The organism is Caulobacter sp. FG7 (assembly GCF_057808875.1).
In genome coordinates, this window is the sequence record NZ_JBMDIW010000044.1 from 1 (window position 1) to 26,270 (window position 26,270).

Sequence of the window (26,270 nt, forward strand, 5' to 3'; positions counted from 1 at the left end):
CCGCGCGGCGCCAGCGGCCTGCGTACGATCGCCTCGGCCCTCGCCAGCCAGCGATTGGCTTCCTGGATCGCCAGAGCGGGCGAGCGGCTCTGGCGCTGCTGCTCGTCACCCTCCAGCCACAGGTCCAGCTCGAAATCGGGATGGCGCGGATCGTCGAAGATCAGCCGCAGGCAGACGCGGGCGGCCTGCTGCACGATCTGGTCGATCGCCCGGCGCTGCTCGCCGCGGAAGACGCGGCCGACGACCTGATTGTCGACCGACAGCTCGGCGCCCATCAGTTCGTCGATGCGATAGAGCAGGCACCAGGTCCCGCTGTCCCAGGCCACGGCGGCGGTGTTGGTGTCGAACGAGAAGCCCACGCCCTTGCCGCGGCCGCGGGCGATGATGACGGTCTCCGGCTCGCCCTTGAGCACGTGGCGCAGGGCGCGGCGGATGCGACGCTCTTCGTCCATGAACCAGATGGCCGCGCTGCCCATGAAGGTGACGGCTGACCCGGCGATGGCGACAAGCAACAGGAGGCGCCAGAACTCGCTCATGGCGTGGAGGCTAGCGGCGTTCGCGGATTCGCGACAGAGGCGCCGGATACCGGCGCCGCTTGTAAGGTTGAGCTAAAGGCGATCAACATGCCCTCATGCAGCCTGGGGGCGTGTCGTGCGGGTTTGTCTCATCGGACTGGCGATCGGCGGCGCGATGCTCGCGGGCTGCGCGTCTTCCTCCTCTTCGTTCGAGATCTCGAAGCAGGAGCAGGTCGACGACGTCGAGCGGGTTCGCGCCAGGCTCGACGCCGGCGTCCTGGCCGCGGGCGGCTGGGTGACCTATCCGCCGATGGACTACTCGACCGCCCGTTGCCGCTGGTCGGCGACCGACCCGACCCTCGCGCTCTGCCGCACGCGGCGCACGTTCCAGAACGGGCCCTGGATACCGGTCAATGTCCAGTATCGCCGCGAGGATGGCGGACGCTGGGTGCAGCTGGAGCAGGGCGGGTCCTAGAGATTCAGGGTCGCCACCACCGGCACGTGGTCGGAGGGCTTTTCCTTGTCGCGCTCGTCGCGGTGGATCTTCACCTCGGCGAGCTTGTCGGCGGCCTGGGGCGACAGCAGCAGGTGGTCGATGCGGATGCCCAGGTTCCGGGGCCAGGCGCCGGCCTGGTAGTCCCAGAAGGTGTAGCCGCCGGGCGCGCCGTCGGCCTGCATGTAGGCGTCGGTGAAGCCCAGGTTCTTGAGCGCCCGGAAGGCCGCTCGGCTCTCGGGTTGGAACAGGGCGTCGCTCAGCCAGGCCTCGGGATTGGCCACGTCCTCGACCTCGGGAATGACGTTGTAGTCGCCCGCTATGACCAGGGGCTCTTCAAAAGCCAGGAGGCCCTTGGCGTGCGCGTGCAGGCGGCGCATCCACGACAGCTTGTAGGCGAACTTCTCGGTGCCGATCGGATTGCCGTTGGGCAGGTAGATGCCGATCACGCGGATAGGCTTGGGCCCCGAGATCACCGCCTCGACATAGCGCGCCTGCTCGTCCTCGGCGTCGCCGTCCAGAAGGGGCAGGCCCTTGCGGACGTCCTCGACCGGATGCTTCGAGAGCAGGGCCACGCCGTTATAGGTCTTCTGGCCGTGGACGACGACGTTGTAGCCCAGGCGCTCGAAGGCCTCGGCCGGGAACTTCTCGTCGACGCACTTGATCTCCTGCAGCACGGCGACGTCGGGCGCCTCGGCCTCGAACCAGGCCAGGACGTTGTCCAGGCGGGCGTTGACCGAATTGACGTTCCAGGTGGCGATGCGCATGGCGGGCTCCGATAGGCGGGCGGAGGCTAGGGGGCGGCGGCCGCGCGCTCAAGCCATGCAGGCGAGATTTCGGGGGATAGGGAGGGACGCCCTTGGGGCATCCCTCCGTCTAGTCGTCCTAAGCCTTGCGCGCCTGGCGACCCGCGCGGACGGCTTGGGCCAGGTCTTCGAGCATCCGCACAGACGTGTCCCAGTCGACGCAGGCGTCGGTGACCGACTGGCCGTAGGTCAGGGGCTGGCCGGCAACGATGTCCTGGCGGCCGGCCACCAGGTTGCTCTCGATCATCACGCCCATGATCGGCGAGGTTCCGGTCGCCACCTGGGCGGCGATGTCGGCGACCACGGCCGGCTGGTTCTCGTGGTTCTTGCCGCTGTTGGCGTGGCTGGCGTCGACCATCAGGCGCGGAGGCAGGCCGGCCTTGGTCAGAGCTTGCGCCGCTGCCGCGACGCTGGCGGCGTCGTAGTTGGGCGTCTTGCCGCCGCGCAGCACCACGTGGCTGTCGGCGTTGCCGGTGGTGGTGGCGATCGCGGCGCGGCCTTCCTTGGTCACGGCAAGGAAATGGTGCGGCTGGGCGGCGGCGGTGACCGCGTCGACCGCGACCTTCACGTCGCCGTTGGTGCCGTTCTTGAAGCCGACCGGGCACGACAGGCCGGACGCCATCTCGCGGTGGATCTGGCTTTCGGTGGTGCGCGCGCCGATCGCGCCCCAGGCCACCAGGTCGGCGATGTATTGCGGGGTGGTGACGTCCAGGAATTCGCAGGCGGCCGGCAGGCCCTGGGCGGAGACGTCCAGCAGCACGCGGCGCGCCAGGCGCAGGCCTTCGTTGATGTGGAAGCCGCCGTCCAGGCCCGGGTCGTTGATCAGGCCCTTCCAGCCCACCGTCGTGCGCGGCTTTTCGAAGTAGACCCGCATGATTACTTCCAGCTCGCCGGCATGGCGCTCGCGCTCGGCGGCCAGACGGCTGGCGTAGTCGATGGCGGCCTTGGGGTCGTGGATCGAGCAGGGGCCGATCACCACCACCAGGCGGTCGTCGCGGCCGTGCAGGATCTCATGGACGGCCTGGCGCGATCCCTCGACGATCTCGGCCGTCGTCGAGGTGGCCGGGGCTTCGCCGATCACCTGGGCGGGCGGGCTGAGGGTCTGGAGTTTCTGGATGCGCAGGTCGTCGGTGGGGACGGGCAGCGAGACGAGGTTGGCGGCGGTCGAGGATGGCATGGCGTGCTCCGGAAAATTCGCGGGGTCCGGCGGCCATCAAAAAAGCCGCCCGGGGAACCCCTGGCGGCTGGTGAAAGGCGTTTCTGGCGGCCTGATCTCAGGCCAAACGATCCCCTCCCGGCGCCAGAGGCGTCGGATAGCTAAAGTACCAAAACAGCTGTTGGCTGGCGGCGAGGATCATGGCGGCGACCGTAGAGCCTAGTTTGGCGCGTGTCACGCCATAAACTTGAGAGGGGCGGGAAGTGGCCTCAGATCGAGAAGCTGACGCCGCAGCCGCAGCTGGACTTGGCGTTGGGGTTCCTGACCCGGAACTCGGCGCCGGCCAGTTCGTCGACGAAGTCGATCTCCGAACCCTTCAGCAGGGCCAGCGACACGACGTCGACCAGGGCCGCTGCGCCGTCGCGCTCGATCTTCAGGTCGTCCTGCTCGGCGGCCTCGACCAGGTCGAACCGGTACTGGAAGCCCGAGCAGCCGCCGCCGTCGACTGCGACGCGAAGCATGACTTCGCGACCTTCAGCCTCCGAAAGGGCGTGCAGGCGGCGGGCGGCATTGGAAGAAAGCGTAACGGTGATGTCGGTCATGGCTGTGGAAACTTGATCTATCGCATATATGAGGGCGACCGCGCCCCGGGGAAAGGGGCGATCAGAAAAGGCCGCTCATGTCGACGTCTCCGTTCGCCGTCCCCCGCGCCCCCTACGCCGAAGATCCGGCCAAGTCACGCGGTCGGCGCTATCAGGAAGACGAGAGCCGCACCCGCACGCCGTTCGCCCGCGATCGCGACCGCATCATCCACACCTCGGCCTTCCGCCGGCTGAAGGAAAAGACCCAGGTCTTCGTCGCCCACGAGGGCGACCAGTTCCGCACCCGTCTGACCCACTCGCTGGAAGTGGCCCAGATCGCCCGCTCGCTGGCCACCGCGCTGGGGCTGGACGCCGATCTGGCCGAAACCATCGCCCTGGCCCACGACCTGGGTCACCCGCCGTTCGGCCACGCCGGCGAGGACGAGCTGGAGCTGCAGACCAAGGAGTTCGGCGGCTTCGACCACAACGTCCAGACCTTCCGGGTCGTGACCGAGCTGGAGCACCGCTATCCCGACTTCGTCGGTCTGAACCTGACCTGGGAAACCCTGGAAGGGGTCATCAAGCACAACGGTCCGGTGATCCATAAGCTGGGCCAGCCGTCGTGGAAGGCGATCTCCAAGTACGACGGCGAGTACGGGCTCAAGCTCGACACCTGGGCGTCGGCCGAGGCGCAGGTGGCGGCCCTGTCGGACGACATCGCCTACAACAACCACGACATCGACGACGGGGTCGAGGCGGGGCTGTTCACGCTGGATGAACTGATGGACGTGCCGCTGATCGGCCCGATCCTGGCGGCGGTGCGCAGCGAGCGTCCCGACCTCGACGCCCGCATCACCCGCCTGGAAGCCGTGCGCCGGATGATCGGCGCCATGGTCGACGACGTGATGGGCGAGACCCTGCAGCGCGCGGCCATCACCGGCGTCGCCTCGGCCGACGAGGTGCGGGCCCTGCCGCACGCCCTGGTGTCGTTCTCGTCCGACATGCTGGAGGACCTGGCCCGCCTGCGCGAGTTCCTGCATGCCAGGATGTACCGCCACTGGCGCGTGAACCGCACCCGCAGCCAGGCGCGCCGCATTCTGGCCGAGATGTTCACGCTGTTCTTGGCCGAACCCGAGGTGCTGCCATCGGAATGGTTCGCCAAGTCGCAGAACCGCGACCAAGCCGGAAGGGCTCGCGTGGTGTGCGACTACATCGCCGGCATGACCGACCGCTTCGCCATCGAGGAACACCGCAAGCTGTTCCACCTGGATGTGTGGAGCTGACGGGGCGAGCGCCGGGCGACGCACGACCGTCGAGGGTGCGACAGTTCTGAACGCGCATCGGGTCCAGTAGAGTAGGGACTTGCGCGCGTGATTCGCACATGGTGAACGCGCGCCGGAATTCTGGAGCCTTTTTCGATGTCCGACCCGCACCGCGGCGCCTATGCGCCGCCCACCGATGCGCCGCTTTCGTTCGATGCGCGCCAGCCGGTGCGCGGGTCGCGGCCCTTGCCGCTGACCCTGATCATCAGCGCGGTGGTGCTGGGCACGCTGCTGGTGGCGGTGTTCCTGATCTATCGCAACGGCGTGCGCGGCCCCAACGACGCTCCGCGCACCGTCGGCGAGCCCGTGGCCGAGATCAAGGCCGCCCCGGCGCCTGACCAGAACAAGCCCGACGAGGCCGCCGGCCTGCAGATCTACAGCCACGAGAACCCGACGGCCTCGCCGACCTATGCCGCACCGCCGGAAGAGCCGATGGCCCGTCCGACCGCGCCGCCGCCGGCTGCTCCCGTGCAGAGCGCCAGCCTGCCGCCGGCCAAGCCCGCCGCCACGGCGCCCTCCGCGCCTGTCGCCGCTCCGCCGGTCGCCAAGCCGGCCGCAAAGCCCGCCCCGGCCCCCAGCATCGAGAGCCTGGCCACCGCCGCCGTCGCTCCGCCGAAGCCGGCGGCGGCCGCGCCCAAGCCCGCGGCCGCCGCCTCGGGGCCGGCCAGCGTCCAGATCGGCGCCCTGTCCTCGACCGCCCTGGCCGACAAGGCGTGGAGCGACGCCGCCCGCATCGCGCCGGGCCTGGCCGCCGGCAAGGGCAAGAAGGTGGAGGCGATCGACAAGAACGGCTCGACCCTCTACCGCACCTCGGTCACGGGCTTCTCCAGCCGCGCCGACGCCAAGGCGTTCTGCGACGCCCTGAGCGCCGCCGGCAAGTCCTGCTTCGTGAAGTAGGCGAGGGCCCCATGAGCACGTCGTCCGCCGCCATCCTCGGCTGCGCCGGGACCGTCCTGTCGGCGGAAGAAGCTGCCTTCTTCCGCGACGTGAAGCCCTGGGGCTTCATCCTCTTCAAGCGCAACATCGAGACGCCCGACCAGGTGCGCAAGCTGACCTCGGCGCTGCGCGAGACGGTCGGCCGGCCTGACGCCCCGATCCTGATCGACCAGGAGGGCGGCCGCGTCGCGCGCCTTGGAGCCCCCCACTGGGGGAAGTATCCGCCGGGCCGCGCCTACGGCGACCTGGTCGCCAACGACCCGCTGATGGCCCGCGAGATCACCCGCCTCGGCGCCCGCCTGATCGCCCACGACCTGACCTCGCTGGGGATCAATGTCGACTGCGTGCCGGTGCTGGACGTACCTGATCCCAAGGGTCACGAGATCATCGGCGACCGCGCCTATGGCGACACGCCGGAGCAGGTGGCCACGCTGGGCCGCGCCGCCGCCGAGGGCCTTCTGGCCGGCGGCGTGCTGCCGATCATCAAGCACATTCCCGGTCACGGCCGCGCCATGAGCGACAGCCACCTGGAATTGCCGGTCGTGAAGGCCAAGCTGGCCGAACTGGACGCGCGTGACTTCGCCCCGTTCCGGGTGCTGTCGGACATGCCGATGGCGATGACGGCCCACGTCGTCTACACGGCCATCGACCGTCGCCGCCCGGCCACCACGTCCAAGAAGGCGATCAAGCAGATCGTCCGCGGCTCGCTGGGCTTCGACGGCCTGCTGATGAGCGACGACCTGTCGATGAAGGCGCTGTCGGGCGACTTCAAGCAGCGCGCCAAGGACAGCCTGTCGGCGGGTTGCGACGTCGTCCTGCACTGCAACGGCGACATGGACGAGATGAAGGCCGTGATGGCCGGCGTCGGCAAGCTGTCCAAGGAGGCCCGCCGCCGGGTCCAGGCCGTCATGGGCCGCCTGGTCAAGGTTCCCGAGCCGCTCGACGTGGCCGAGGCCCGCGCCCGCTTCGACGCCGCCTTCGATGGCCGGTACGCCGGGTGAGCACGGGCTTTCAGCCCACATTCGACTTCGCGGCCGCCCGTGAGGCGGCCGAAGACGGCGCGGCCCTGGTCATCGACATCGATGGCTACGAAGGGCCGCTGCACGTCCTGCTGGCCCTGGCCCGCAACCAGAAGGTCGACCTGCTTCAGCTGTCGATCACCCGTCTGGCCGAGCAGTACCTGGCCTTCGTCCAGCAGGCCCGTCGCGTGCGTTTTTCGCTGGCCGCCGACTATCTGGTGATGGCCGCCTGGCTGGCCTACCTGAAGTCGCGCCTGCTGCTGCCCAAGCCCGAACGTCCCAAGGCCGAGGAGCCGCCGGCCGAGGAGATGGCCGCCCAGCTGGCCTTCCGCCTGGCCAAGCTCGACGCCATGCGCCGCTCGGTCGAGGCCCTGAAGGAGCGCCCGCAGCTCAAGCGCGACGTCTTCATGCGCGGCGACCCCGATGCGGTGAAGATCGTTTCCTCCACCCGCTTCGAGGGCGACCTCTACGCCCTGATGAGCGCCTACATCTCCCAGCGAAAGCGCGAGCACGGCCGCCACTACGCGCCGCGTCCGCCCCAGGCCTATCCGCTGGAAGACGCCCGCGACCGCCTGCGCACCTTCCTGCCGAGGATGGAGGAATGGACGGCCCTGTCCGGCGTCGCTCCCGTCGAGCGCTGGGAAGAGGACCCCGAGGGCCCGACGCCCGCCAGCTATCTGGCCTCCACCCTTTCGGCGAGCCTGGAACTGGCCAAGGAAGGCGCCCTGACCGTCCGCCAGATGGGGGCGTTCGAGGAAATCTACCTGCGCACCCGGACGGATGGCGGGGAGGGGCTGCTGTGAGCCGTGGAGCCCCGTCAGTCGCTCCGCGACAGCTCCCCCAGAGGGGGGCATCTTCTACAATGAGATCCTCCCCGTCTGGGGGAGGTGGCCCGAAGGGCCGGAGGGGGACCCCCGCTAGATGACCCTCGACCCAATCTTCACCGAGCGCTGCATCGAGGCCTTGCTGTTCGCGGCGGCCGAGCCGCTGAGCGTCCAGGATCTGGCCAAGCGCCTGCCCGACGGGGCGGACATCAAGCAAGGCGTCGCCGATCTGCGCCTGACCTGGGCCGGGCGGGGCATTGAGCTCGTCGAGGTGGCCGGTCGCTGGCGCTTCCAGACCGCCGCCGACCTGGCCTTCCTGATGACCGAGGAGCGCGAGGAGCCGCGGCGCCTGTCCAAGGCCGCCCAGGAAACCCTGGCCATCGTCGCCTATCACCAGCCCGTCACCCGGGCGGAGATCGAAGCCGTGCGCGGGGTGCAGGCCAGCCGCGGCACGCTGGACGTGCTGCTGGAACTTGGCTTGATCCGCATGCGCGGCCGCCGCCGCACGCCGGGCCGTCCGGTGACCTTCGGCACCACCGACGCCTTCCTCGAACACTACGGCCTGGCGAATCTGGGCGACCTGCCGGGCGTGGCCGAAATGAAGGCCGCGGGCCTGCTCGACCTCAACCTGCCGCCGGGGTTCAGCGTGCCCGATCCCCTGGCGATGCGCGACGACGAGAACGAGGATCCGCTGGACGAAGGCGAGACGCCCGAATTCGCTCAGGATTTCCTGGGCGAGTTGGAAGGGGGCGACAAGGCATAGCCTGCCTTGGCCGGGGCGCAATCGCCGCATTCCGTTCCGCTTGGCTCCACGCCATGCGGACGCCTATATTATCTGAGACATTGTAACGACACGCCGCAGCGGCTAAAGCGCCGCTGTCGCAAGGAGCACCGCCGTTATGGGTAGCATGAGCTGGATTCACTGGGTGATCGTGATCGCGGTCGTCGCCCTGCTTTTCGGCGGTCGCGGCAAGCTGTCCGGGATCATGGGCGACGCCGCCAAGGGCATCAAGGCGTTCAAGGACGGCCTGAAGGACGACAGCAGCCAGGAAGTGGCCGACAACAAGTCGACCGGCGCCCTGCCGCGCACCGAGGCCGAGAAGGAAGACCTGCGCAAGTCGTAAGGTCTCTGTTCGCCGCGCCTTCCAAAGCGAGGGCGCGGCCCGCGTTTTTCCTACTGCGCGGCCTGGGCCTCCACGCGAGCGCCGGGCCGGTCTGAGGCGGTTGCATGCTCCCTGATATCGGCGGCGCAGAACTCCTGGTCATCGCCGCGGTCGCCCTGATCGTCGTCGGCCCCAAGGACCTGCCTGTTCTCCTGCGCAAGCTGGGCCAGTTCGTCGGCAAGATCCGCGGCATGGCCAACGAGTTCCGCGCCAGCTTCGACGAGATGGCCCGCCAGTCCGAGCTCGACGACCTGCGTCGCGAAGTCGAGGCGATGCGCGCCGGCCAGTACGCCAATCCCGTGCAGGTCGCGGTCGACGAGGCCAAGGACGCCAATGTCGACCAGGTGTTCGCCGATATCGACGCCAGCCTGAACAGCGGTTCGGTGCAGGCTCATCCCTATGCGGCCCACAATCCCGAGCCGGCCGTCGACGCAGCCGCCACGCTCGAGCCGCCGGCCAAGCCGGCCCGCAAGCGCGCGCCCAAGGCCGTGGCCGAGCCGACCGTCGAGATCGTCGCCAAGAAGCCCCGCGCCAAGGCCGCTTCCAAGGATGTCGGCGTCGCCGCCAAGCCGAAAGCCGCCAAGGCCGAGGTCGCCGCGCCGGTCGCCAAGCCGGCTCGCAAGCGCACCACCAAGACCGCCGCCTCCAGCTCGGACATCGTTTCGTGACCAATTCGATCGGACATGATCCGGAAGACGAGATTGAGGCCTCGCGAGCCCCGCTGCTTGAGCACCTGACCGAGCTGCGCTCGCGCCTGATCGTCTGCGTCGTGGCGCTGTTCGTCGGCTTTGGCGTCTGCTTCTACTTCTCCGACCAGATTTTCCTGTTTCTGGTGAAGCCCTTCACCGTCGGCCAGCAACTGCTGGCGGCGCAGCACTCGGGCGGCAAGCACGGTCCGTTCGACCTGCTGCTGGCGCTCGTCGGGCTGAAGGACATCCCGATGGGCAACGCCAAGGCCCTCGAGCTGGTCTACACCGCGGCCCTGGAATTCTTCTTCACCAAGATCAAGCTGGCGGGCTTCGGCGCCGTGGTCGTGACTTTCCCGGTCCTGGCCTGGCAGCTCTATCGCTTCGTGGCGCCGGGTCTCTACAAGAACGAGCGGGGCGCCTTCCTGCCGTTCCTGCTGGCCTCGCCGTTCATGTTCATCCTGGGCGCCGCGTTGGTCTACTATGTGATGCTGCCGTTCGTGCTGTGGTTCTCGATGAGCCAGCAGATCTCCACGACCGCCATCAACATCCAGCTGCTACCCAAGGTCTCGGACTACCTGACCCTGGTGACCTCGCTGCTGCTGGCCTTCGGCCTGTGCTTCCAGCTGCCGGTGGTGGTGTCGCTGCTCGGCATGGCCGGGATCATCGATTCCAAGATGCTGCGCGCCGGCCGCCGCTACGCCATCGTCGGCGTGTTCATCGCCGCCGCCATCCTGACCCCGCCCGATCCCATCAGCCAGCTGACTTTGGCGATCCCCATGTGCCTGCTCTACGAGATCGGCATCTGGTGCGTGTGGCTGATCGAGCGCAGCCGCGCCAAGCGCGAGGCCGAGGAAGGCAAGGACGTGGTGGCGGTCTAACCGCTTTCCTTCTCTCCTTGCGGGTGAAGGGTCTCTCAGACATCGAACGCCGCGAAAGCCCATCAGCTTTCGCGGCGTTTCGCGTTCGTGCGACCCTTCATCCGACCTCGCTCTGCAGCGCCACCCTTTCCTGCGAGGGGAGCGCAGACGTGTAAGAAGGTTGGCGCCCTTGCCGACGCGCCTTAGAGAAGGGCGTTTCTTAACGACTTCCTGCCGAGCTCATTCCGATGCACGACATCAAGGCCATCCGCGAAAATACCGAAGCCTATGAAGCCGCCTGGTCGGCCAAGGGGCGGTCGGGCGCGGCCTCGGAAGCCGTCAAGCTCGACGCCCAGCTGCGTGCGGCCCAGACCGTCCTGCAGGAGGCCCAGGCCAAGCGCAACGAAAGCTCCAAGCTGATCGGCATGGCCAAGGCCAAGAAGGACGAGGCCGAAGCCGCCCGCCTGATGGCCGAGGTCGAGGCGCTGAAGGGCCGCATGGCCGAGGCTTCGGAAGAAGAGCATCTGGTCGGCGCCAAGCTGAAGGACCTGCTGGCGTCCTTGCCCAACATCCCCGCCGCCGAAGTGCCCGAAGGCGAGGACGAGGCGGGCAATGTCGAGCAGCGCCGCTGGGGCGATGCGTCCAAGCTGCCGGCCGGCCGCCTTAACGCGCCCAAGGACCACGTCGACCTGGGCGCGGCCCTGGGCGGCATGGACTTCGAGGCCGCCGCCCGCATGAGCGGCGCGCGCTTCGTGGTGCTCAAGAAGGAGATCGCCCGCCTGGAACGGGCGCTCGGCCAGTTCATGCTCGACCTGCAGACGGTGGAGCACGGCTACACCGAGGTCAGTCCGCCGGTGCTGGTGAAGGACGAGGCCCTGTTCGGCACCGGCCAGTTGCCCAAGTTCGCCGAGGACCTGTTCCGCACCACCGGCGATCACTGGCTGATCCCCACCGCCGAAGTGTCGCTGACCAATCTCGTGCGCGAGCAGATCACCGGCGAGGAAGAGCTGCCGCTGCGCCTGACGGCCCTGACCTACTGCTTCCGCTCGGAAGCCGGCGCGTCGGGCCGCGACACCCGCGGCATGATCCGCCAGCACCAGTTCCAGAAGGTCGAGCTCGTTTCGATCACCACGCCCGACCAGTCGGAAGCCGAGCATGAGCGCATGGTCGAATGCGCCGAGACCGTGCTGAAGAAGCTGGAGCTGCCGTTCCGCACCATGCTGCTGTGCAAGGGCGACATGGGCTTTGGCGCGCGCAAGACCTACGACCTGGAAGTCTGGCTGCCCAGCCAGGCGACTTTCCGCGAGATCAGCTCGTGCTCCAACTGCGGCGACTTCCAGGCCCGCCGCATGGACGCCCGCTACAAGAAGGCCGGCGAGAAGGGCACGCACTACGTCCACACCCTCAACGGCTCGGGCCTGGCGGTCGGCCGCACCCTGGTGGCCGTGCTGGAGAACTACCAGGACGAAGCCGGCCGCATCGCCATCCCGGCCGTGCTGCAGCCCTACATGGGCGGCCTGACCCATATCGGGGGCGCTGCGTGATCGGATCCGCCTTCAAGTTCCTCCCCCGAGCAACGGGGGAGGGGGACCACCCCCGGGTCGCGCAAAGCGCGCGCCCGAGGACAGGCTCCGTGGTGGAGGGGGCGAGACTGGGCGCTGTTGCCGCGGTCGCCCCCTCCGTCACGTCGCCGGTGGCGCCGCGCCACCTCTCCCGTTGCTCGGGGGAGGTGCAGTAAGATGCGGATCCTCCTCACCAACGACGACGGCATTCACGCCCCGGGGCTCGCGTCCCTGGAGCGGATCGCTGCGGCCCTGTCGGACGACGTCTGGGTCGTCGCGCCGGAGTACGAGCAGTCGGGCGCCAGCCGGGCCCTGACCCTGGCTGACCCGCTGCGCGTGCGGAAGATCAGCGAGCGCCGTTTCGCCGTCGAGGGCACGCCCACCGACTGCGTGGCGCTGGCCTTTCAGGAACTGGTGCAGGGCGCGCGTCCGGATCTGGTGCTCTCGGGCGTCAACCGCGGCCAGAACCTGGCCGAGGACGTCACCCTGTCGGGCACGGTCGCCGGCGCCATCGAAGGCATGGTGCTGGGCGTTCCGGCCATCGCCCTGTCGCAGGCCATGACCTACTTCGCCGACGAGGTCGTCGCCCACTGGGAGACCGCCGAGCATTTCGCGCCGGGCATCATCCGCCGCCTGCTGGAGGTGGGCTGGCCGGCCGACGTCGTCATGAACGTCAACTTCCCGCCGATCCCGCCCGAACGCGTCGATGCCGTGGAAGTGACCCGCCAAGGCTTCCGCGACTCGCACTTGCGGCGCATTGAAAAGCGGACTGACCTGCGCGGTCGCGACTATTACTGGACCGGCTTCACCGCCAAGCCGTCCAACCCGCCGGAGGGGACTGATCTGAGGGCCGTGTACGAAGGGCGCATCTCGGTGACGCCCCTGCATATCGACCTGACGCACAACGCCACCGTCGCCGCCCTCAAGGGCGTGCTGGGCGGAGCGCCGCCCAAGCTCGCCTCGAAGCCGGAGCCTGGCCTGTGATGGCGAGCGCCAAGCGCCCGGAAACGCCCGAAGCGCTGCTGAAGCGGCTGCTCGACGCCCTGCGCGCCCAGGGCGTGACCGATCCCGGCGTGCTGTCGGCGATCGAGAAGACCCCGCGCGACCTCTTCACCCCCGACCTCTTCAAGGAGCGGTCGTGGGAGGACTCGGCCCTGCCGATCGCCTGCGGCCAGACCATCAGCCAGCCCTTCATCGTCGGCCTGATGACCCAGGCCCTGACGGTGGAGCCGCGCTGCCGCGTGCTCGAGATCGGCACCGGCTCGGGCTACCAGACCGCGATCCTCAGCCGTGTGTCGCGCCTCGTCTACACGGTCGAGCGCTATCGCACCCTGATGAAGGAGGCCGAGGCGCGCTTTGCGACCCTGGGCCTGACCAACGTCATCACCAAGTTCGGCGACGGCTGGGAAGGCTGGCGCGAGCAGGCGCCTTTTGACCGTATTATGGTCACGGCTGCGGCGCAGGAAGAACCCAAGGGGCTTCTGGCTCAGCTCAAGCCCAACGGCGTGCTCGTCGCGCCCGTTGGTCGGGGGCCGGTCCAGAGCCTTCGCCGCTATGCCGGCGACGGGAAGGGGGGCTTCACAGTCGAAGCCCTGTGCGACGTGCGTTTCGTCCCGATCCTGGAAGGCGTCGCCCGCGAGTAGAGCGGGCCCGGCGTCCACAGGTTCGGCGACGCCGTGCGTATTTGGTTAAGGTTTGATTTACCCTTGCGGCGGCGAGTTGAAGGCTCCGCGAGGAAAGGAGAGGTCATGAGGCAGTTGTGGACGCAAGCGGCGGTGATCGCGCTGACGGCTGGAACGCTCGCGGCCTGCGAGACGACCGGCGCCCAGTATCCGACCCGCGCCGACACCGGCGTCAGTCCGCCGCTCGTCCAGGCTCCGCCCGCCGTCCAGACCCCGCCGCCGGCCGCCCAGCCGCCTGAGGACGACGCCCCGCCGGTGACCGCGCCGGTCGCCGCCGGCGCCGTGTCCAGCCAGCCGCTGTCGCCGGTGCCCTCCGACATTCCGCCGCCGCCCCCGCCGCCGGCCGACAGCCGTCCGATTCCCGCGCCGGCGCCCGTGCAGCAGCAGCCGGCCATGCGTCCGGTCGTGGTGACGGTCACCGGCGGCAAGGTCGTCGACGTCAGCGGCGCCCCGCAGACCTACACCGTCCAGTCCGGCGACGGCCTCGACGCCATCGGCCGCAAGATGGGCATCTCGCGCGTCGAACTGGCCAAGCTGAACGACCTGGAAGAACCCTATCGCCTGAAGCCCGGGCAGAAGCTGAAGGGCCCCTCGACCAAGGCGAAAGCTTATGTGGTCGAGAGCGGCGACACCCTTAGCGCCATCGCCCGCCGCTTCAGCGTCACGCCGGTAGCCCTGGCCGACGAGAACGACATGGGCAGCGGCGCCTCGATCCGCGCCGGCCAGAAGATCCGCCTGCCGGAAGGCTACAAGGACAAGGGTCCGTCCAAGACCACGGTGATGCAGCCGGTTCCGGGCGGCTCGTCCACCCTGGCGGGCGCCGCGCCGGCGCCGACCCGCACGCCGACCGCCTCGGCCCCGCCGATCGGCTCGCGCCCGGCCGCCGCCCCGCCGCCGTCGCGCCCGGTCGTCGACGACGAGCCGGTCCCGGCCGCCACGACCACGACGACGGTCAGCATCACCGGCAAGGTGATCGAGGTCGCCGGCAAGCCCAAGATCCACACGGTGAAGTCGGGCGACGCCATCGACTCCATCGCCCGCGAGCTGGGCACCACCCGCAAGGACCTGGTCGAGGACAACGATCTGAAGGCCCCGTACGTGATCCGTCCGGGCCAGAAGCTCAAAGGCCCGGCGACCACCGACAAGGCCTATGTGGCCGAAAGCGGCGACACCCTGGCCGGCATCGCCAAGCGCTTCAACGTCAGCGTCTCGGCCCTGGCCAAGGAAAACAACCTGCGCACCGGCGCCTCGGTCAAGAAGGGCCAGAAGGTCGTCCTGCCCGACGGCTACAAGGACCGTGGTCCGGTCCGCACGACGGTGACGACGCCCGCGCCGCGCCCGTCGACGCCCGCCCCGACCACGACCGCCCAGGCGCCGATCGGCGCGTCGCCGGCCCCCGCGCCGTCGACCAGCGGCCTGCCGTCCAGCCCGCGCCCCTACACGCCGTCGGGTTCGGCCTCCAGCTATCCGCGTCCCAGCGCGCCGGTCTCGGCCCAGCCGATCACCCCGCCGCCGGCGCCGTCGCGTCCGATCATCGAGAGCAGCGCCCCGCCGACCGAGGCCGAGATTACGGCCGCCGGCCGCGGCCGCTTCATCTGGCCGGTGCGCGGCGAGACCATTTCGGACTTCGGCCCCAAGGGCACGGGCCAGCGCAACGACGGCCTCAACATCCGCGCCTCGGCCGGCGCGCCGGTCAAGGCCGCCGCCTCGGGCGAGGTGGTCTATGCCGGCAACCAGGTGCCGGGCTTCGGCAATCTCGTCCTGGTCAAGCACGCCGACGGCTGGGTGACGGCCTACGCTCACCTGGCCACCACCGACGTCAAGATGCGCCAGCAGGTCGGCCAGGGCGAACAGCTCGGCACGGTCGGCCAGACGGGCGGCGTCAACGAGCCCCAGCTGCACTTCGAGGTCCGCTACGCCCCGACCCCGAAGGACAAGGCCAAGCCGATCGATCCGGGCCTGGTGCTGCCGCGCTAGGGTCGGGCTCACCGCCCATACGAAGACGGCCTCCGGAGCGATCCGGAGGCCGTTTCTGTTTCCATCCCTGGGTGGGGAAGGGGGCGAAGCCCTACTTCACCACGCCGCAGGCGCTGCGCGCGCCGGCGCCGCCGATCGGCTGGCTGGTGTGGTCGTCGGGGCTGGCGTGGATGACGATGGCCGAGCCGTCGGCGTCCAGCAGGGCGGGACGGCCGCCGGCGCCCTTCAGCGACACCAGGGGCGAGAACACCTCGGTCACCGCGCTGCCGTCGGCGGCGGCGTAGAGGTTGGGCAGGTCGCCGTTGTCGTTGCCGTTCGGGTTCAGCAGGCCGTGGACCACCGTGGCCGTGGTGTGCACGTGGGCCCCGGCCGACTTGAAGTCAGGCGTGCCGCAGTCGCCCTTCTCGTGGAAGTGCAGGCCGTGCCAGCCCGGCGTCAGGCCCTTGGCCTCGATCTTCAGCAGTACGCCGTGCGGGGCTTCGGTGATCGTCCCCGTACCGATGGTCTTGCCGTCGGCGCCCTTGATCTCGGCGGTCGCGGTGGCGGGCGCATCGGCGGCGGAGGCCGTGGTGGCGGCCACGAGGCCGGCGGCGAGGAAAAGGGCGGTCAGACGCATGAACTGCTCCTGCATTCGTAGGGGACGCATGGGGCGGCGAAGGTGGCGCCGTCCGTGTCAGAATGCTAACTGTTTCCGACTGTTCCGTGTTCGATTCTGACGGCGAAAAATCCCCTTGAACGACGATCAAAACACTCTGCCTCCCGAAGGGCCGCGCGGAGACATCGCCCCGATCAACATCGAGGACGAGCTGCGCCGCTCGTATCTCGATTACGCGATGAGCGTCATCGTCAGCCGCGCCCTTCCGGACGCGCGCGACGGCCTCAAGCCGGTGCACCGCCGGGTGCTGTTCTCGATGCACGAGCAGGGCCAGACGCCCGAGCGCCCGTACGTCAAGTCGGCCCGCGTCGTCGGTGACGTCATGGGTAAGTATCACCCGCACGGCGACGCCTCGATCTACTTTACCCTGGTGCGCATGACGCAGTCGTTCTCGATGGGCCTGGTGCTCATCGACGGCCAGGGCAACTTCGGCTCGGTCGACGGCGATATGCCCGCGGCCATGCGATACACCGAGTGCCGCATGGCGCCGCCGGCCATGTCGCTGCTGGCCGATCTCGACAAGGACACGGTCGATTTCGCCGACAACTACGACGGCAAGGAGCAGGAACCCACCGTCCTGCCGTCGCGGATCCCCAACCTGCTGGTCAACGGCGCGGGCGGCATCGCCGTCGGCATGGCCACCAACATTCCGCCGCATAACCTCGGCGAAGTCATCGACGCCTGCCTGCTGCTGATCGACGAGCCGGAGGTCACTACCGACCAGTTGCTCGATCTCGTGCCGGGCCCGGACTTCCCGACCGGCGGCGAGATCATCGGCCGCTCGCCGCCCCGCAACGCGCTGCTGACCGGCCGCGGCTCGGTCGTCATGCGCGGCGTCGCCAGCGTCGACGAGATCCGCACCGGCCGCGAAGCCATCATCATCACCGAGATCCCGTATCAGGTGAACAAGGCCAACCTGGTCGAGCACATCGCCGAGCTGGTCCGCGACAAGAAGATCGAGGGCGTCGCCGACATCCGCGACGAGTCCAACCGCGACGGCATGCGCATCGTGGTCGAGCTCAAGCGCGACGCCTCGGGCGAGGTGATCCTCAACCAGCTTTATCGCTTCACCGCGCTGCAAAGCTCGTTCGGCGTCAACATGCTGGCCCTCAATCGCGGCCGTCCCGAGCAGATGGGCCTGCGCAAGCTCCTGGAAGTGTTCGTCGAGTTCCGCGAGGAAGTCGTCGTCCGCCGCACCAAGTTCGAGCTGGGCAAGGCCCGCGACCGCGGCCACGTCTTGGTCGGCCTGGCCATCGCCGTGGCCAACATCGACGAGTTCATCCACATCATCCGCTCGTCCAAGGACCCGGCCGAGGCGCGCGAGCGCCTGGTGGCCAAGGCCTGGCCGATGGGCGACATGCTGCCCCTGGTCGAGCTGATCGCCGACCCGCGCTCGGTGCTGGAAGACGGCGGCTTCATCCGCCTGACCGACGAGCAGGCTCGCGCCATCCTGGCCCTGACCCTGTCGCGCCTGACCGGCCTTGGCCGTGACGAGATCGGCAACGAGGCCGCTCTGCTGGCCGAAGCCATCCGCGGCTATCTCGAACTGCTCTCCGACCGCGCCAACATCATGGCCGTGGTTCGCGAGGAACTGGTCGAGGTGAAGGACAAGTTCGCCATTCCGCGCCGCTGCCAGATCGTCGACGGCGACGCCGACATGGAAGACGAGGACCTGATCGTCCGCGAGGACATGGTCATCACCGTCACCATGGGCGGCTACGTCAAGCGCACCCCGCTGGCCAACTACCGCACCCAGCACCGGGGCGGCAAAGGCAAGTCGGGCATGGCGACCAAAGACGAGGACGCCGTCACCCGCGTGTTCTCGGCCTCGACCCACGCGCCGCTGCTGTTCTTCACCTCGGGCGGCAAGGTCTACAAGATGAAGGTGTGGCGCCTGCCGCTGGGCGCCGCCAACTCGCGCGGCAAGGCGTTCGTGAACCTGCTGCCGATCGAGCCGGGCGAGACGATCACCTCGATCCTGACCCTGCCCGAGGACGAGGCCACCTGGGACGGCCTGGACGTGATGTTCGCCACCCGCTCGGGCAGCGTGCGTCGCAACAAGCTGTCGGACTTCGTCGACGTCCGCCGCAACGGCAAGATCGCCATGAAGCTGGACGAAGGCGACGGCATCGTCGGCGTCGCCGTCTGCAACAGCGATCAGGACGTGCTGCTGACCACGGCGGCCGGCCGCTGCATCCGCTTCTCGGTCGACGAGGTGCGGGTGTTCGCCAGCCGCGACTCCACGGGCGTTCGCGGCGTGAAGCTGGCCTCGGGCGACACCGTCATCTCGATGGCCGTGCTGCGCAGCGTCGACGCCACCCCGGCCGAGCGCGCCGCCTACCTCAAGCATCAGCGCGCCCTGCTGCGCGCCGCCAGCGGCGAGGAGGGCGACGACGCCCCCGCGCCGGTGGAGGACGGCGATGAGGACGCCGACGAGGCCACCCTTACCGTCGAACGCATCGCCGAACTGGGCGCGGCCGAGGAGATCATCCTCACCATCTCGTCGGAAGGCTACGGCAAGCGCACCAGCGCCTACGACTTCCGTCGCACCGGTCGTGGCGGCCAGGGCCTTGCAGCCCAGGATCTGTCCAAGCGCGGCGGCAAGCTGGTGGGCTCGTTCCCGGTCGACGAGAGCGACCAAATCCTGCTGGTGACGGACGCCGGTCAGCTGATACGGTGCCCCGTCGCGCAAATTCGTGTTGCGGCGCGGAATACTCAGGGCGTAACCGTCTTCCGCACGGCGGCGGACGAGCATGTCGTGAGCGTCGAACGTCTGGCCGAGGCCGGCGGCGACGAAGGGCAGGACGAGGCAAACGGGGCGGAAGAGACCCCGTAAGTCAAAGGCGCAGGGGGTTTCATGCGTATCGGTCTTTATCCCGGGACCTTCGATCCGGTCACCAACGGCCACCTCGACATCATCGGTCGGGCGGTCAAGCTGGTCGACAAGCTGGTCATCGGGGTAGCCGTCAACATCGGCAAGAGCCCCCTGTTCTCGCTCGACGAGCGGGTCGCCATGCTGCAGCGCGAGACGGCTCATCTGAAGGGCGCGGCCATCGAGGTCCGCCCCTTCGACAGTCTGCTGATCCACTTCGCCCGCGAGGTGAACGCCCAGATGATCGTCCGCGGCCTGCGGGCCGTGGCCGACTTCGAGTACGAATTCCAGATGACCGCGATGAACCAGCAGATGGATCGCGAGATCGAGACCGTCTTCCTGATGGCCGACCCGCGCCACCAGGCCATCGCCTCCAAGCTGGTCAAGGAAATCGCTTCGCTCGACGGCGAAGTCGGCAAGTTCGTCAGCCCCGGTGTGGCCACCGACCTGATCGCCAAGATCAAGGCGCGTTGATCCAAGGATCCTCCCCTCCGGGGGAGGTGTCGCCAAAGGCGACGGAGGGGAGACGTTTTCAGCTGCCGCTGCGCCTGAAGTTCTCCCCCACCGCTCGCTGCGCGATCGCCTCCCCCAGAGGGGGAGGTTCGTTGCGCCCATCGCCCACAAGTGGCCGAAATCATCGACAAAGCTTGTGGTTCCGCTCCGCCCGTTCTACGCGGGGCGACGAGATCTGTTCGGGGAAATCCATGAAGTCTGCGTTCCGCGTTCTCGGCGTCGCCGCCCTGGCGCTCGTTTCGGCTACGGCCGCCTCCGCTCAAGTCGCCGCCCAAAGCGCCGAATGGCGCACGCCCGATCCGGAGAACGTGCTGGTCGTCGAGACCAACAAGGGCCGCATCGTCGCCGAGCTGGTTCCCGAGGCCGCGCCTGGCCACGTCGAGCGCGTGCGCGAGTTGGCGCGGGCCGGCTTCTACGACGGCCTGACTTTCTTCCGGGTCATCGACAGCTTCATGGCCCAGACGGGCGATCCGAAGAACGACGGCACCGGCGGCTCCGACAAGCCCGACCTGACGGCGGAGTTCACCTTCCGTCGCGCCGGTTCGGGCGGCTCGTTCGCCCCGGCCGGCAAGGTCGGCACGCTGGAGACCGGCTTCGTCGGCCCGCTGGCCGTGACCAGCCAGTCGTCGATGCTGGCCGCCATGACCGCCGACGGCAAGGTGCAGGCCTGGGCCAACTTCTGCCCGGGCGTGCTGGGCATGGCCCGCGCCGGCGATCCCAACAGCGCCAACAGCCAGTTCTTCTTCATGCGCCAGCACTATCCGTCGCTGGAGAAGACCTACACGGGCTTTGGCCGCGTGCTGTCGGGCCTGGAGGTGGTGCGCGCCATCAAGACCGGCGAGCCGGTCGCCGACCCGCAGGACAAGATGCTGAGCGTCAAGGTGCTGGCCGACATCCCGGCCGACAAGCGCCCCACCGTGCAGGTGATGGACACCCGCAGCGCCGCCTTCGCCGAAGTCGTCAAGAAGAAGCAGGCCGAGCTTGGCGCCGGCTACAACATCTGCGACGTGGAAGTACCCGCGAAGGTCAGCAAGTAAGCGAAGGTCGACTGAATGCGCCTGCCGATCGTCTCCGCCGTCGCTCTCCTGGCCGCCGCGGCGGTCGTTCCGGCGGCGCAGGCCGCGCCCAAGGCCAAGCGGGCCAAGGCCGCCGCCGCCCTCGCGGCGCCGGCCGGTCCCCGCGAGTCCGACTGGCGCACGCCCGCGCCGGACACGGTGATGGTCATCGACAGCACCAAGGGCCGCATCCTGGTCGAGCTGGTTCCCGAAGTTGCGCCCGCCCACGTGGCGCGCCTGCAGGAGCTGACCCGCGAGGGCGTCTACGACCGGCGCACCTTCTTCCGGGTCATCGACCGGTTCATGGCCCAGACCGGTGATCCGGAGGACACCGGGCAGGGGGCTTCGAGCAAGCCCAACCTCAAGGCCGAGTTCACCTTCCGCCGCGACCAGGCCCTGCCGTTCGTGGTCGCCGCCTCGCCGGCCGGGACCGAGGTCGGCTTCCTGAAGTCGCTGCCCGTGGTCAGCCAGGCGCTGAGTTGGACTTCCATGACCGGCGACAAGAAGGTCGCCGCCTGGGGGACCTATTGCCCCGGCGTGCTGGGCATGGCCCGAGACGACGCGCCCGACAGCGCCAACAGCCAGTTCTTCCTGATGCGCCAGCCCTATCCGTCGCTGGACAAGCGCTACACCGCCTTTGGCCGGGTGATCTCAGGGCTCGAGGTGGTGCGCGACATCAAGACCGGCGAGCCGGTGCCCGACCCGCAGGACGAGATGACCAAGGTGCGCCTGCTGTCGGACATCCCGGAGGCCGAGCGTCCGAAGGTGCGGGTGATCGATCCGAACAGCCCGTGGTTCCGCAACCAGATCGCCGCCGTGCGTAGGGCCAGGGGCGCGGATTTCTCGGTCTGCGACCTGGAAGTCCCCGTCAGCGTTCAGTAACGGCGGTTCACAGCCGCTTTGCGGCGGGCTAAAGAGCGCCAGACTCAATTTTTCCGGCGGGCATGCCCGCCAAACCCCGTACCGAAGGGACGACCATGTCGGCTGACCTCGAAAACACCCTGATCCTGACGCTCGAGACCGGTCCGGTCACCATCACCTTGCGTCCCGACCTGGCTCCGGGCCACGTCGAGCGGATCAAGGAACTGGTCCGCGAGGGCTTCTACGACGGCGTCGTCTTCCACCGCGTGATCCCGGGCTTCATGGCCCAGGGCGGCGACCCGACCGGCACCGGCCGCGGCGGCTCGTCCAAGCCCGACCTGAAGGCCGAGTTCTCGGCCGAGCCGCACGTCCGCGGCGTCTGCTCGATGGCCCGCACGCCGGATCCGAACTCGGCCAACAGCCAGTTCTTCATCTGCTTCGACGACGCCACCTTCCTCGACAAGCAATACACCGTCTGGGGCGTGGTCAGCGAAGGCATGGAAAACGTCGACAGCCTGCCCAAGGGCGAGCCGCCCCGCGCGCCGGGCAAGATCGTCAGCGCCAAGATCGCCGCCGACGCCTAAAGTCGAAAAGAGGGCCCCTTCGGAAACGGAGGGGCCCTTTTCCTTTCGGAGACGGCATGAGCGCTCATCCGGAACCGCCGCGCGAGGCCTATCGGGAGCCGCACCGGCGCTATCACACGCTGGTCCATATCGAGGACTGTCTGTCCCGGTTGGCGGCCACGCCCGGCCTCGACGGCCATGAGCGCGACCTGCTGGTCCAGGCGATCTGGTGGCACGACGCCGTCTACGATCCGCTCCGGCCCGACAACGAGGCCCGCAGCGCCGACCTGGCCCGCGAGGCCCTGGCCGCGGCCGAAGCGCCTGAAGCCGACATCGCCGAGGTCGAGCGGCTTATCCTGCTGACCAAGGGCCACACCGTCGAGGCGGGCGACCGGCTCGGCGCGCTGATGGTCTCGATCGACCTGTCGATCCTGGGCGCGGAGCCCGAAGCCTACGCCGCCTATGCACGGGCCATCCGCGAGGAGTACGCGGCCGTGCCGGAAGACATCTATCGCGCCGGCCGGGCGCGGGTGCTGCGAACCTTCCTCGATGCGCCGGTGCTGTTCCCCGATCCCGCCCTGGCCGAGGCGCTGGACGCCCAGGCCCGTCGCAACCTCGCCGCCGAGATCGCCGAACTCACCCGCGCTTGAGCGTGATCAGCACCGGCCGGTGGTCCGAGCCCAGGTGCGGGCCGCGCTTGACCGACACCGTCTTCCACTGCTTGCCGGCATAGAGGTGGTCGATCGGCATGAACGGGAAGGGCGCCTTCAAGAGGCGGGTGAAAGAGCCCGACGGCCAGGAGGGCAGGGCCAGGGTGCGCCGCTCCAGGCCAAACAGCCTGTCTTGCCGGCGCAGGCTCCACGACCAGGGCGTCGAGTTGAAGTCGCCGGCGACGATCATCGCCTTCTTGTCGAAGCCGTCCAGCATCGCGGCCAGGCGCCGGCTCTGGGCCTGCTGGGCGCCGGCCGGGATCGGCCAGACATAGTGGGTGGCCACCACCGTGAACGGGCCGTTCGCATCGGCCAGGGTGGCCCAGGCCACCGACAGCGGCCGCTCGCGGTCGTAGACGCCGCCCCGGGCGACCATCTTCTTCTTGCTGAAGATCCAGGTGTCGCAGGGGCGGGTGTTGCCCACGCAGGAGACGACGAACGGATAGAGCCGGCGCAGCGGGCCGATCAGCGGCCAGGCGCTGCCGCCGCCTTCCTCGACGAAGAGGACGTCGGGGTCCTCGGCCAGCACCCATTCCAGAGCTTCGGTCGGGTCGTCGTTCGAGGCCCAGACGTTGAACTGCATGACCTTGAGCGTCGCGGGGCCCGGATCGAGCTTGCGGGTCTGGGCGGCGATCAGTTCCGGCGCCATCAGGCCGCCGTGGGCGAGGATCGCGACGACGCCCATGACGACGATCGCCCAGCGCTCGCTGCGCCGCGAGACGATCGCCCCGACCAGGGCGCCGGCGAGGCCTGTGACCAGCCAGACCGGCGCGAAGTGGTTGGCCACGTCCAGCCGGTCGCTGAAGGCGCCGCCGAGGCCGGCCAGGCCGAGCGCCAGGGCCAGCAGGACCAGGGCCAGGGCCGTGCCGCGGCAGAACAGTCGGGCAAGGTGCAGGATCAGTTGCATGACTTCGCCCTTAGCACGAGCCGGCGACGGTCGTGCAGGCCGGCGTACATTTCGAAGGGCTCGCTCGAGCGGTTGCGCAGCCGTGCGGCGCCGATGCGGCCGCGCCGCGCCTTGACCTTGCGCCCCCTTCGTGGCCTTGAAGCCGGCCCATGCGCCTTTCCGACTTCGACTTCGACCTTCCCGACGACAACATCGCCCTGCGCCCGGCCGAGCCGCGCGACAGCGCGCGCTTTCTCGTCGTGCGCCCGGGGCAGGATCTTCAGGACCGCATCGTCCGCGACCTGCCCGATTTCCTGCGTCCCGGCGATGCTTTGGTGTTCAACGACACCCGGGTGATCCCCGCCCGCCTGTCGGGCCTGCGCGAGGGCCGCACGACCGGCGGGGCCGACGGCACGCCGGTGGCTGTCGAGGCCACCCTGCATCGCCGTATCGCCCCCGACCGCTGGAGCGCCTTCATGCGCCCGGGCAAGCGCCTGAAGGCCGGCGACCGCGTGGCCTTCGCCGCGCAGGGCTCGACGCCTTGCGAGGCCGAGCGTCTGGACGCCACGGTGGTCGAGAAGCACGAGGGCGGCGAGGTCGTGCTGGCCTTCGACCTGTCGGGCCCTGACCTCGACATCGGCATCGCCCGGCACGGCATGATGCCGCTGCCGCCGTACATCGCCGCGAAAAGGGCCGAGGACGACCGCGACCGCGCCGACTACCAGACCGTCTACGCCCGCGAGGACGGCTCGGTGGCCGCCCCGACGGCGGGCCTGCACTTCACGCCGGACCTGCTGGACGCGCTGAAGGCCAAGGGCGTTTCCCTGCACTTCGTCACCCTGCACGTGGGCGCGGGCACCTTCCTGCCGGTGAAGACCGACGAGGTTTCCGAGCACAAGATGCACGCCGAGTTCGGCGAGGTGAGCCAGGAGACGGCCGACGCCCTGAACGCGGTGCATGCCGCCGGCGGCCGCATCGTCTGCGTCGGCACCACCTCCCTGCGCCTGATCGAGAGCGCCACGGGCGAGGACGGCGTGGTGCGGCCGTTCGCCGACGAGACGGCGATCTTCATCACGCCCGGCTACCGGTTCCGGGCGGTCGACGTGCTGATGACCAATTTCCACCTGCCCAAGTCGACCCTGTTCATGCTGGTCAGCGCGTTCGCCGGTCGCCAGACGATGCGCGCGGCCTACGAGCACGCCATATCGACGGGCTATCGCTTCTATTCCTACGGGGACGGCTCGCTGCTGTTCCGCGCCGATACAGAGACCGTCTAGATGGCCGCTTTCCCCTTCGAGATCAAAGCCACGGACGGCAAGGCCCGCACGGGCGTGCTGAAGACCCCGCGCGGCGACATCCGCACCCCGGCCTTCATGCCGGTGGGCACGGCGGGCACGGTCAAGGCCCTGACGGTCGACCAGGTCAAGGACACCGGGGCCGACATCATCCTGGGCAACACCTATCACCTGATGCTGCGGCCGAGCGCCGAGCGGGTGAAGCGCCTGGGCGGGCTGCACAAGTTCATGCGCTGGGACAAGCCGATCCTGGCCGACAGCGGCGGCTTCCAGGTGATGAGCCTGTCGGGGATCAGCAAGGTCACCGAAGAGGCCGTGACCTTCGCCAGCCACATCGACGGGACCAAGCACGTGCTGAGCCCCGAGCGGTCGATGGAGATCCAGGCCGACCTGCTGGGCTCCGACATCGTCATGCAGCTGGACGAGTGCGTGGCCTGGCCGGCCGAGGAGAAGCGGGCGCGCGAGGGCATGGAGCTGTCGGCGCGCTGGGGCCTGCGCTCGAAGACCGCCTTCGGGACCCGCGACACCCAGGCCCTGTTCGGCATCCAGCAGGGCTCGACCTTCGAGAACCTGCGCAAGGAGTCGTCGGAGCGCCTGCAGGAGATCGGCTTCGACGGCTACGCCATCGGCGGCCTGGCGGTCGGCGAAGGCCACGAGGCGATGTGCGAGGTGCTGGACTACGCGCCGGGCCTGCTGCCCGCCGACAAGCCGCGCTACCTGATGGGCGTGGGCAAGCCGATCGATCTGGTGGAAGCCGTCTATCGCGGCGTCGACATGTTCGACTGCGTGCTGCCGACCCGCTCGGGCCGCCATGGCCAGGCCTGGACCTGGGACGGGGCGATCAACATCAAGAACGCCCGCTTCGCCGAGGACGAGAGCCCGCTGGATCCCACCAGCGACTGCCCGGCCAGCCGCGACTATTCCAAGGCCTATCTGCGCCACCTGTTCAAGGCCGAGGAGATCCTGGGTCAGGTGCTGCTGTCGTGGCACAACATCGCCTTCTTCCAGGCCCTGACGGCCGCCATGCGGGCGGCGATCGAAGAGGGGCGGTTCGAGCAGTTCCGCCGGGAGTTCGCCGCGCGGCAGAAGGGCTAGGCTCTCCCTGGATCGCGCCGAACCTCGCCCTGTGGGGGAGGCGATCGCGTGAGCGATCGGTGGGGGGCGTTGGTGATGACATTCCGGCGCAGCGGAAGCTGAGAACGGCCCCCCTCCGGCCCTTTGTCCAAGATGCTCCCCCTGAAGGGGGAGCTGTCGCGAAGCGACTGAGGGGGAAGGGAT

At 69.1% G+C, this 26,270-nt stretch carries 27 protein-coding genes and 1 pseudogene; 21 read left to right on the forward strand and 7 right to left on the reverse strand.

The window, feature by feature from the left end; translation table 11 throughout:
• Positions 1-536: pseudogene (locus ACODR1_RS23475) on the reverse strand (hypothetical protein); the annotation flags it as partial.
• A gap of 115 nt (positions 537-651) precedes the next feature.
• Here ACODR1_RS23475 and ACODR1_RS23480 point away from each other — a divergent pair.
• On the forward strand, positions 652-990 hold the full coding sequence (locus ACODR1_RS23480) for a hypothetical protein (protein WP_488882596.1): 339 nt from the start codon (positions 652-654) through the stop codon (positions 988-990).
• On the opposite strand, the gene xth is transcribed toward ACODR1_RS23480, so the two are convergent.
• The 4 genes from xth to erpA all read right to left on the reverse strand — a co-directional run bounded on the left by xth (position 987) and on the right by erpA (position 3,572).
• Positions 987-1,775, reverse strand: a complete 789-nt coding sequence (gene xth / locus ACODR1_RS23485; protein ID WP_488882597.1) for an exodeoxyribonuclease III — start codon at positions 1,773-1,775, stop codon at positions 987-989. The genes ACODR1_RS23480 and xth overlap by 4 nt on opposite strands.
• Positions 1,776-1,893: 118 nt before the next feature.
• Positions 1,894-2,991, reverse strand: a complete 1,098-nt coding sequence (locus ACODR1_RS23490; RefSeq protein ID WP_488882598.1) for a 3-deoxy-7-phosphoheptulonate synthase — start codon at positions 2,989-2,991, stop codon at positions 1,894-1,896.
• Positions 2,992-3,088: 97 nt separating this feature from the next.
• Complete coding sequence (locus ACODR1_RS23495) at positions 3,089-3,172, reverse strand: hypothetical protein (protein ID WP_101711352.1); 84 nt, start codon at positions 3,170-3,172, stop codon at positions 3,089-3,091.
• 67 nt (positions 3,173-3,239) lie between these two features.
• Positions 3,240-3,572 (reverse strand): iron-sulfur cluster insertion protein ErpA, encoded by a 333-nt coding sequence (gene erpA / locus ACODR1_RS23500; RefSeq protein WP_488882599.1) that lies wholly within the window; start codon positions 3,570-3,572, stop codon positions 3,240-3,242.
• Positions 3,573-3,649: 77 nt separating this feature from the next.
• On the opposite strand from erpA, the gene ACODR1_RS23505 reads away from it, so the two are divergent.
• From ACODR1_RS23505 to dipM, 12 genes are all read left to right on the forward strand, one after another.
• Positions 3,650-4,834, forward strand: coding sequence for a deoxyguanosinetriphosphate triphosphohydrolase (locus ACODR1_RS23505; RefSeq protein ID WP_488882600.1), 1,185 nt, complete (start codon positions 3,650-3,652; stop codon positions 4,832-4,834).
• Positions 4,835-4,969: 135 nt separating this feature from the next.
• Positions 4,970-5,770 carry a cell division protein FtsN gene (ftsN, locus tag ACODR1_RS23510; protein WP_488882601.1) on the forward strand — a complete coding sequence of 267 codons (801 nt, stop codon included), beginning with the start codon at positions 4,970-4,972 and terminating at the stop codon, positions 5,768-5,770.
• Positions 5,771-5,781: 11 nt separating this feature from the next.
• A complete protein-coding gene (gene nagZ, locus ACODR1_RS23515; RefSeq protein WP_488882602.1) occupies positions 5,782-6,810 on the forward strand; it encodes a beta-N-acetylhexosaminidase in 1,029 nt (342 codons plus the stop codon).
• Positions 6,807-7,631: a segregation and condensation protein A gene (locus ACODR1_RS23520; protein WP_488882603.1), complete on the forward strand. Its 825-nt coding sequence runs from the start codon at positions 6,807-6,809 to the stop codon at positions 7,629-7,631. The genes nagZ and ACODR1_RS23520 overlap by 4 nt, the downstream gene beginning before the upstream one ends.
• A gap of 118 nt (positions 7,632-7,749) precedes the next feature.
• A complete protein-coding gene (gene scpB, locus ACODR1_RS23525; protein ID WP_101716475.1) occupies positions 7,750-8,415 on the forward strand; it encodes an SMC-Scp complex subunit ScpB in 666 nt (221 codons plus the stop codon).
• A 136-nt stretch (positions 8,416-8,551) separates the two neighbouring features.
• Positions 8,552-8,776, forward strand: coding sequence for a twin-arginine translocase TatA/TatE family subunit (locus tag ACODR1_RS23530; RefSeq protein ID WP_058349436.1), 225 nt, complete (start codon positions 8,552-8,554; stop codon positions 8,774-8,776).
• 104 nt (positions 8,777-8,880) lie between these two features.
• On the forward strand, positions 8,881-9,483 hold the full coding sequence (gene tatB / locus ACODR1_RS23535) for a Sec-independent protein translocase protein TatB (RefSeq protein WP_488882604.1): 603 nt from the start codon (positions 8,881-8,883) through the stop codon (positions 9,481-9,483).
• On the forward strand, positions 9,480-10,382 hold the full coding sequence (tatC, locus tag ACODR1_RS23540; RefSeq protein WP_488882605.1) for a twin-arginine translocase subunit TatC: 903 nt from the start codon (positions 9,480-9,482) through the stop codon (positions 10,380-10,382). Before tatB ends, tatC begins: the two co-directional genes overlap by 4 nt.
• A 227-nt stretch (positions 10,383-10,609) precedes the next feature.
• Complete coding sequence (gene serS / locus ACODR1_RS23545) at positions 10,610-11,905, forward strand: serine--tRNA ligase (protein ID WP_488882606.1); 1,296 nt, start codon at positions 10,610-10,612, stop codon at positions 11,903-11,905.
• Between the two features lie 195 nt (positions 11,906-12,100).
• A complete protein-coding gene (surE, locus tag ACODR1_RS23550; protein ID WP_488882607.1) occupies positions 12,101-12,907 on the forward strand; it encodes a 5'/3'-nucleotidase SurE in 807 nt (268 codons plus the stop codon).
• On the forward strand, positions 12,907-13,566 hold the full coding sequence (locus tag ACODR1_RS23555) for a protein-L-isoaspartate(D-aspartate) O-methyltransferase (RefSeq protein WP_165262087.1): 660 nt from the start codon (positions 12,907-12,909) through the stop codon (positions 13,564-13,566). The genes surE and ACODR1_RS23555 overlap by 1 nt, the downstream gene beginning before the upstream one ends.
• Positions 13,567-13,671: 105 nt before the next feature.
• Positions 13,672-15,582, forward strand: a complete 1,911-nt coding sequence (dipM, locus tag ACODR1_RS23560; protein WP_488882608.1) for a cell division endopeptidase DipM — start codon at positions 13,672-13,674, stop codon at positions 15,580-15,582.
• A 91-nt stretch (positions 15,583-15,673) separates the two neighbouring features.
• On the opposite strand, the gene sodC is transcribed toward dipM, so the two are convergent.
• Positions 15,674-16,198 carry a superoxide dismutase[Cu-Zn] gene (gene sodC, locus ACODR1_RS23565; RefSeq protein WP_488882609.1) on the reverse strand — a complete coding sequence of 175 codons (525 nt, stop codon included), beginning with the start codon at positions 16,196-16,198 and terminating at the stop codon, positions 15,674-15,676.
• Between the two features lie 115 nt (positions 16,199-16,313).
• Here sodC and gyrA point away from each other — a divergent pair, with 115 nt between their 5' ends.
• The 6 genes from gyrA to ACODR1_RS23595 all read left to right on the forward strand — a co-directional run bounded on the left by gyrA (position 16,314) and on the right by ACODR1_RS23595 (position 22,751).
• Positions 16,314-19,073 (forward strand): DNA gyrase subunit A, encoded by a 2,760-nt coding sequence (gene gyrA, locus ACODR1_RS23570; RefSeq protein WP_488882610.1) that lies wholly within the window; start codon positions 16,314-16,316, stop codon positions 19,071-19,073.
• 21 nt (positions 19,074-19,094) lie between these two features.
• On the forward strand, positions 19,095-19,583 hold the full coding sequence (coaD, locus tag ACODR1_RS23575) for a pantetheine-phosphate adenylyltransferase (RefSeq protein WP_277794354.1): 489 nt from the start codon (positions 19,095-19,097) through the stop codon (positions 19,581-19,583).
• A gap of 230 nt (positions 19,584-19,813) precedes the next feature.
• Entirely contained in the window at positions 19,814-20,659 is an 846-nt protein-coding gene (locus ACODR1_RS23580; protein ID WP_488882611.1) for a peptidylprolyl isomerase, read from the forward strand.
• Between the two features lie 15 nt (positions 20,660-20,674).
• A complete protein-coding gene (locus ACODR1_RS23585) occupies positions 20,675-21,559 on the forward strand; it encodes a peptidylprolyl isomerase (RefSeq protein WP_488882612.1) in 885 nt (294 codons plus the stop codon).
• Between the two features lie 95 nt (positions 21,560-21,654).
• The gene (locus ACODR1_RS23590; protein WP_488882613.1) at positions 21,655-22,122 is read left to right on the forward strand and encodes a peptidylprolyl isomerase; all 468 of its coding nucleotides are present in this window, start codon (positions 21,655-21,657) and stop codon (positions 22,120-22,122) included.
• Between the two features lie 56 nt (positions 22,123-22,178).
• Positions 22,179-22,751 carry an HD domain-containing protein gene (locus ACODR1_RS23595; RefSeq protein ID WP_488882614.1) on the forward strand — a complete coding sequence of 191 codons (573 nt, stop codon included), beginning with the start codon at positions 22,179-22,181 and terminating at the stop codon, positions 22,749-22,751.
• Here the strand turns inward: ACODR1_RS23595 and ACODR1_RS23600 are convergent.
• The gene (locus tag ACODR1_RS23600) at positions 22,738-23,718 is read right to left on the reverse strand and encodes an endonuclease/exonuclease/phosphatase family protein (protein WP_488882615.1); all 981 of its coding nucleotides are present in this window, start codon (positions 23,716-23,718) and stop codon (positions 22,738-22,740) included. The genes ACODR1_RS23595 and ACODR1_RS23600 overlap by 14 nt on opposite strands.
• Positions 23,719-23,867: 149 nt before the next feature.
• On the opposite strand from ACODR1_RS23600, the gene queA reads away from it, so the two are divergent.
• The gene (queA, locus tag ACODR1_RS23605) at positions 23,868-24,974 is read left to right on the forward strand and encodes a tRNA preQ1(34) S-adenosylmethionine ribosyltransferase-isomerase QueA (RefSeq protein ID WP_488882616.1); all 1,107 of its coding nucleotides are present in this window, start codon (positions 23,868-23,870) and stop codon (positions 24,972-24,974) included.
• On the forward strand, positions 24,975-26,087 hold the full coding sequence (tgt, locus tag ACODR1_RS23610; RefSeq protein WP_488882617.1) for a tRNA guanosine(34) transglycosylase Tgt: 1,113 nt from the start codon (positions 24,975-24,977) through the stop codon (positions 26,085-26,087). It begins immediately after the preceding gene.
• Positions 26,088-26,270: the final 183 nt, after the last annotated feature.

What these genes read in the sequence shown, in the direction of transcription:
- xth (WP_488882597.1), bottom strand. Translation starts at nt 1,775, where the DNA reads ATGCGCATCGCCACCTGGAACGTCAATTCGGTCAACGCCCGCCTGGAC.
- ACODR1_RS23490 (WP_488882598.1), bottom strand. Translation starts at nt 2,991, where the DNA reads ATGCCATCCTCGACCGCCGCCAACCTCGTCTCGCTGCCCGTCCCCACC.
- ACODR1_RS23495 (WP_101711352.1), bottom strand. Translation starts at nt 3,172, where the DNA reads ATGATCCTCGCCGCCAGCCAACAGCTGTTTTGGTACTTTAGCTATCCG.
- erpA (WP_488882599.1), bottom strand. Translation starts at nt 3,572, where the DNA reads ATGACCGACATCACCGTTACGCTTTCTTCCAATGCCGCCCGCCGCCTG.
- ACODR1_RS23505 (WP_488882600.1), top strand. Translation starts at nt 3,650, where the DNA reads ATGTCGACGTCTCCGTTCGCCGTCCCCCGCGCCCCCTACGCCGAAGAT.
- ftsN (WP_488882601.1), top strand. Translation starts at nt 4,970, where the DNA reads ATGTCCGACCCGCACCGCGGCGCCTATGCGCCGCCCACCGATGCGCCG.
- nagZ (WP_488882602.1), top strand. Translation starts at nt 5,782, where the DNA reads ATGAGCACGTCGTCCGCCGCCATCCTCGGCTGCGCCGGGACCGTCCTG.
- scpB (WP_101716475.1), top strand. Translation starts at nt 7,750, where the DNA reads ATGACCCTCGACCCAATCTTCACCGAGCGCTGCATCGAGGCCTTGCTG.
- ACODR1_RS23530 (WP_058349436.1), top strand. Translation starts at nt 8,552, where the DNA reads ATGGGTAGCATGAGCTGGATTCACTGGGTGATCGTGATCGCGGTCGTC.
- tatB (WP_488882604.1), top strand. Translation starts at nt 8,881, where the DNA reads ATGCTCCCTGATATCGGCGGCGCAGAACTCCTGGTCATCGCCGCGGTC.
- serS (WP_488882606.1), top strand. Translation starts at nt 10,610, where the DNA reads ATGCACGACATCAAGGCCATCCGCGAAAATACCGAAGCCTATGAAGCC.
- surE (WP_488882607.1), top strand. Translation starts at nt 12,101, where the DNA reads ATGCGGATCCTCCTCACCAACGACGACGGCATTCACGCCCCGGGGCTC.
- ACODR1_RS23555 (WP_165262087.1), top strand. Translation starts at nt 12,907, where the DNA reads ATGGCGAGCGCCAAGCGCCCGGAAACGCCCGAAGCGCTGCTGAAGCGG.
- dipM (WP_488882608.1), top strand. Translation starts at nt 13,672, where the DNA reads ATGAGGCAGTTGTGGACGCAAGCGGCGGTGATCGCGCTGACGGCTGGA.
- sodC (WP_488882609.1), bottom strand. Translation starts at nt 16,198, where the DNA reads ATGCGTCTGACCGCCCTTTTCCTCGCCGCCGGCCTCGTGGCCGCCACC.
- coaD (WP_277794354.1), top strand. Translation starts at nt 19,095, where the DNA reads ATGCGTATCGGTCTTTATCCCGGGACCTTCGATCCGGTCACCAACGGC.
- ACODR1_RS23580 (WP_488882611.1), top strand. Translation starts at nt 19,814, where the DNA reads ATGAAGTCTGCGTTCCGCGTTCTCGGCGTCGCCGCCCTGGCGCTCGTT.
- ACODR1_RS23585 (WP_488882612.1), top strand. Translation starts at nt 20,675, where the DNA reads ATGCGCCTGCCGATCGTCTCCGCCGTCGCTCTCCTGGCCGCCGCGGCG.
- ACODR1_RS23590 (WP_488882613.1), top strand. Translation starts at nt 21,655, where the DNA reads ATGTCGGCTGACCTCGAAAACACCCTGATCCTGACGCTCGAGACCGGT.
- ACODR1_RS23595 (WP_488882614.1), top strand. Translation starts at nt 22,179, where the DNA reads ATGAGCGCTCATCCGGAACCGCCGCGCGAGGCCTATCGGGAGCCGCAC.
- ACODR1_RS23600 (WP_488882615.1), bottom strand. Translation starts at nt 23,718, where the DNA reads ATGCAACTGATCCTGCACCTTGCCCGACTGTTCTGCCGCGGCACGGCC.
- queA (WP_488882616.1), top strand. Translation starts at nt 23,868, where the DNA reads ATGCGCCTTTCCGACTTCGACTTCGACCTTCCCGACGACAACATCGCC.
- tgt (WP_488882617.1), top strand. Translation starts at nt 24,975, where the DNA reads ATGGCCGCTTTCCCCTTCGAGATCAAAGCCACGGACGGCAAGGCCCGC.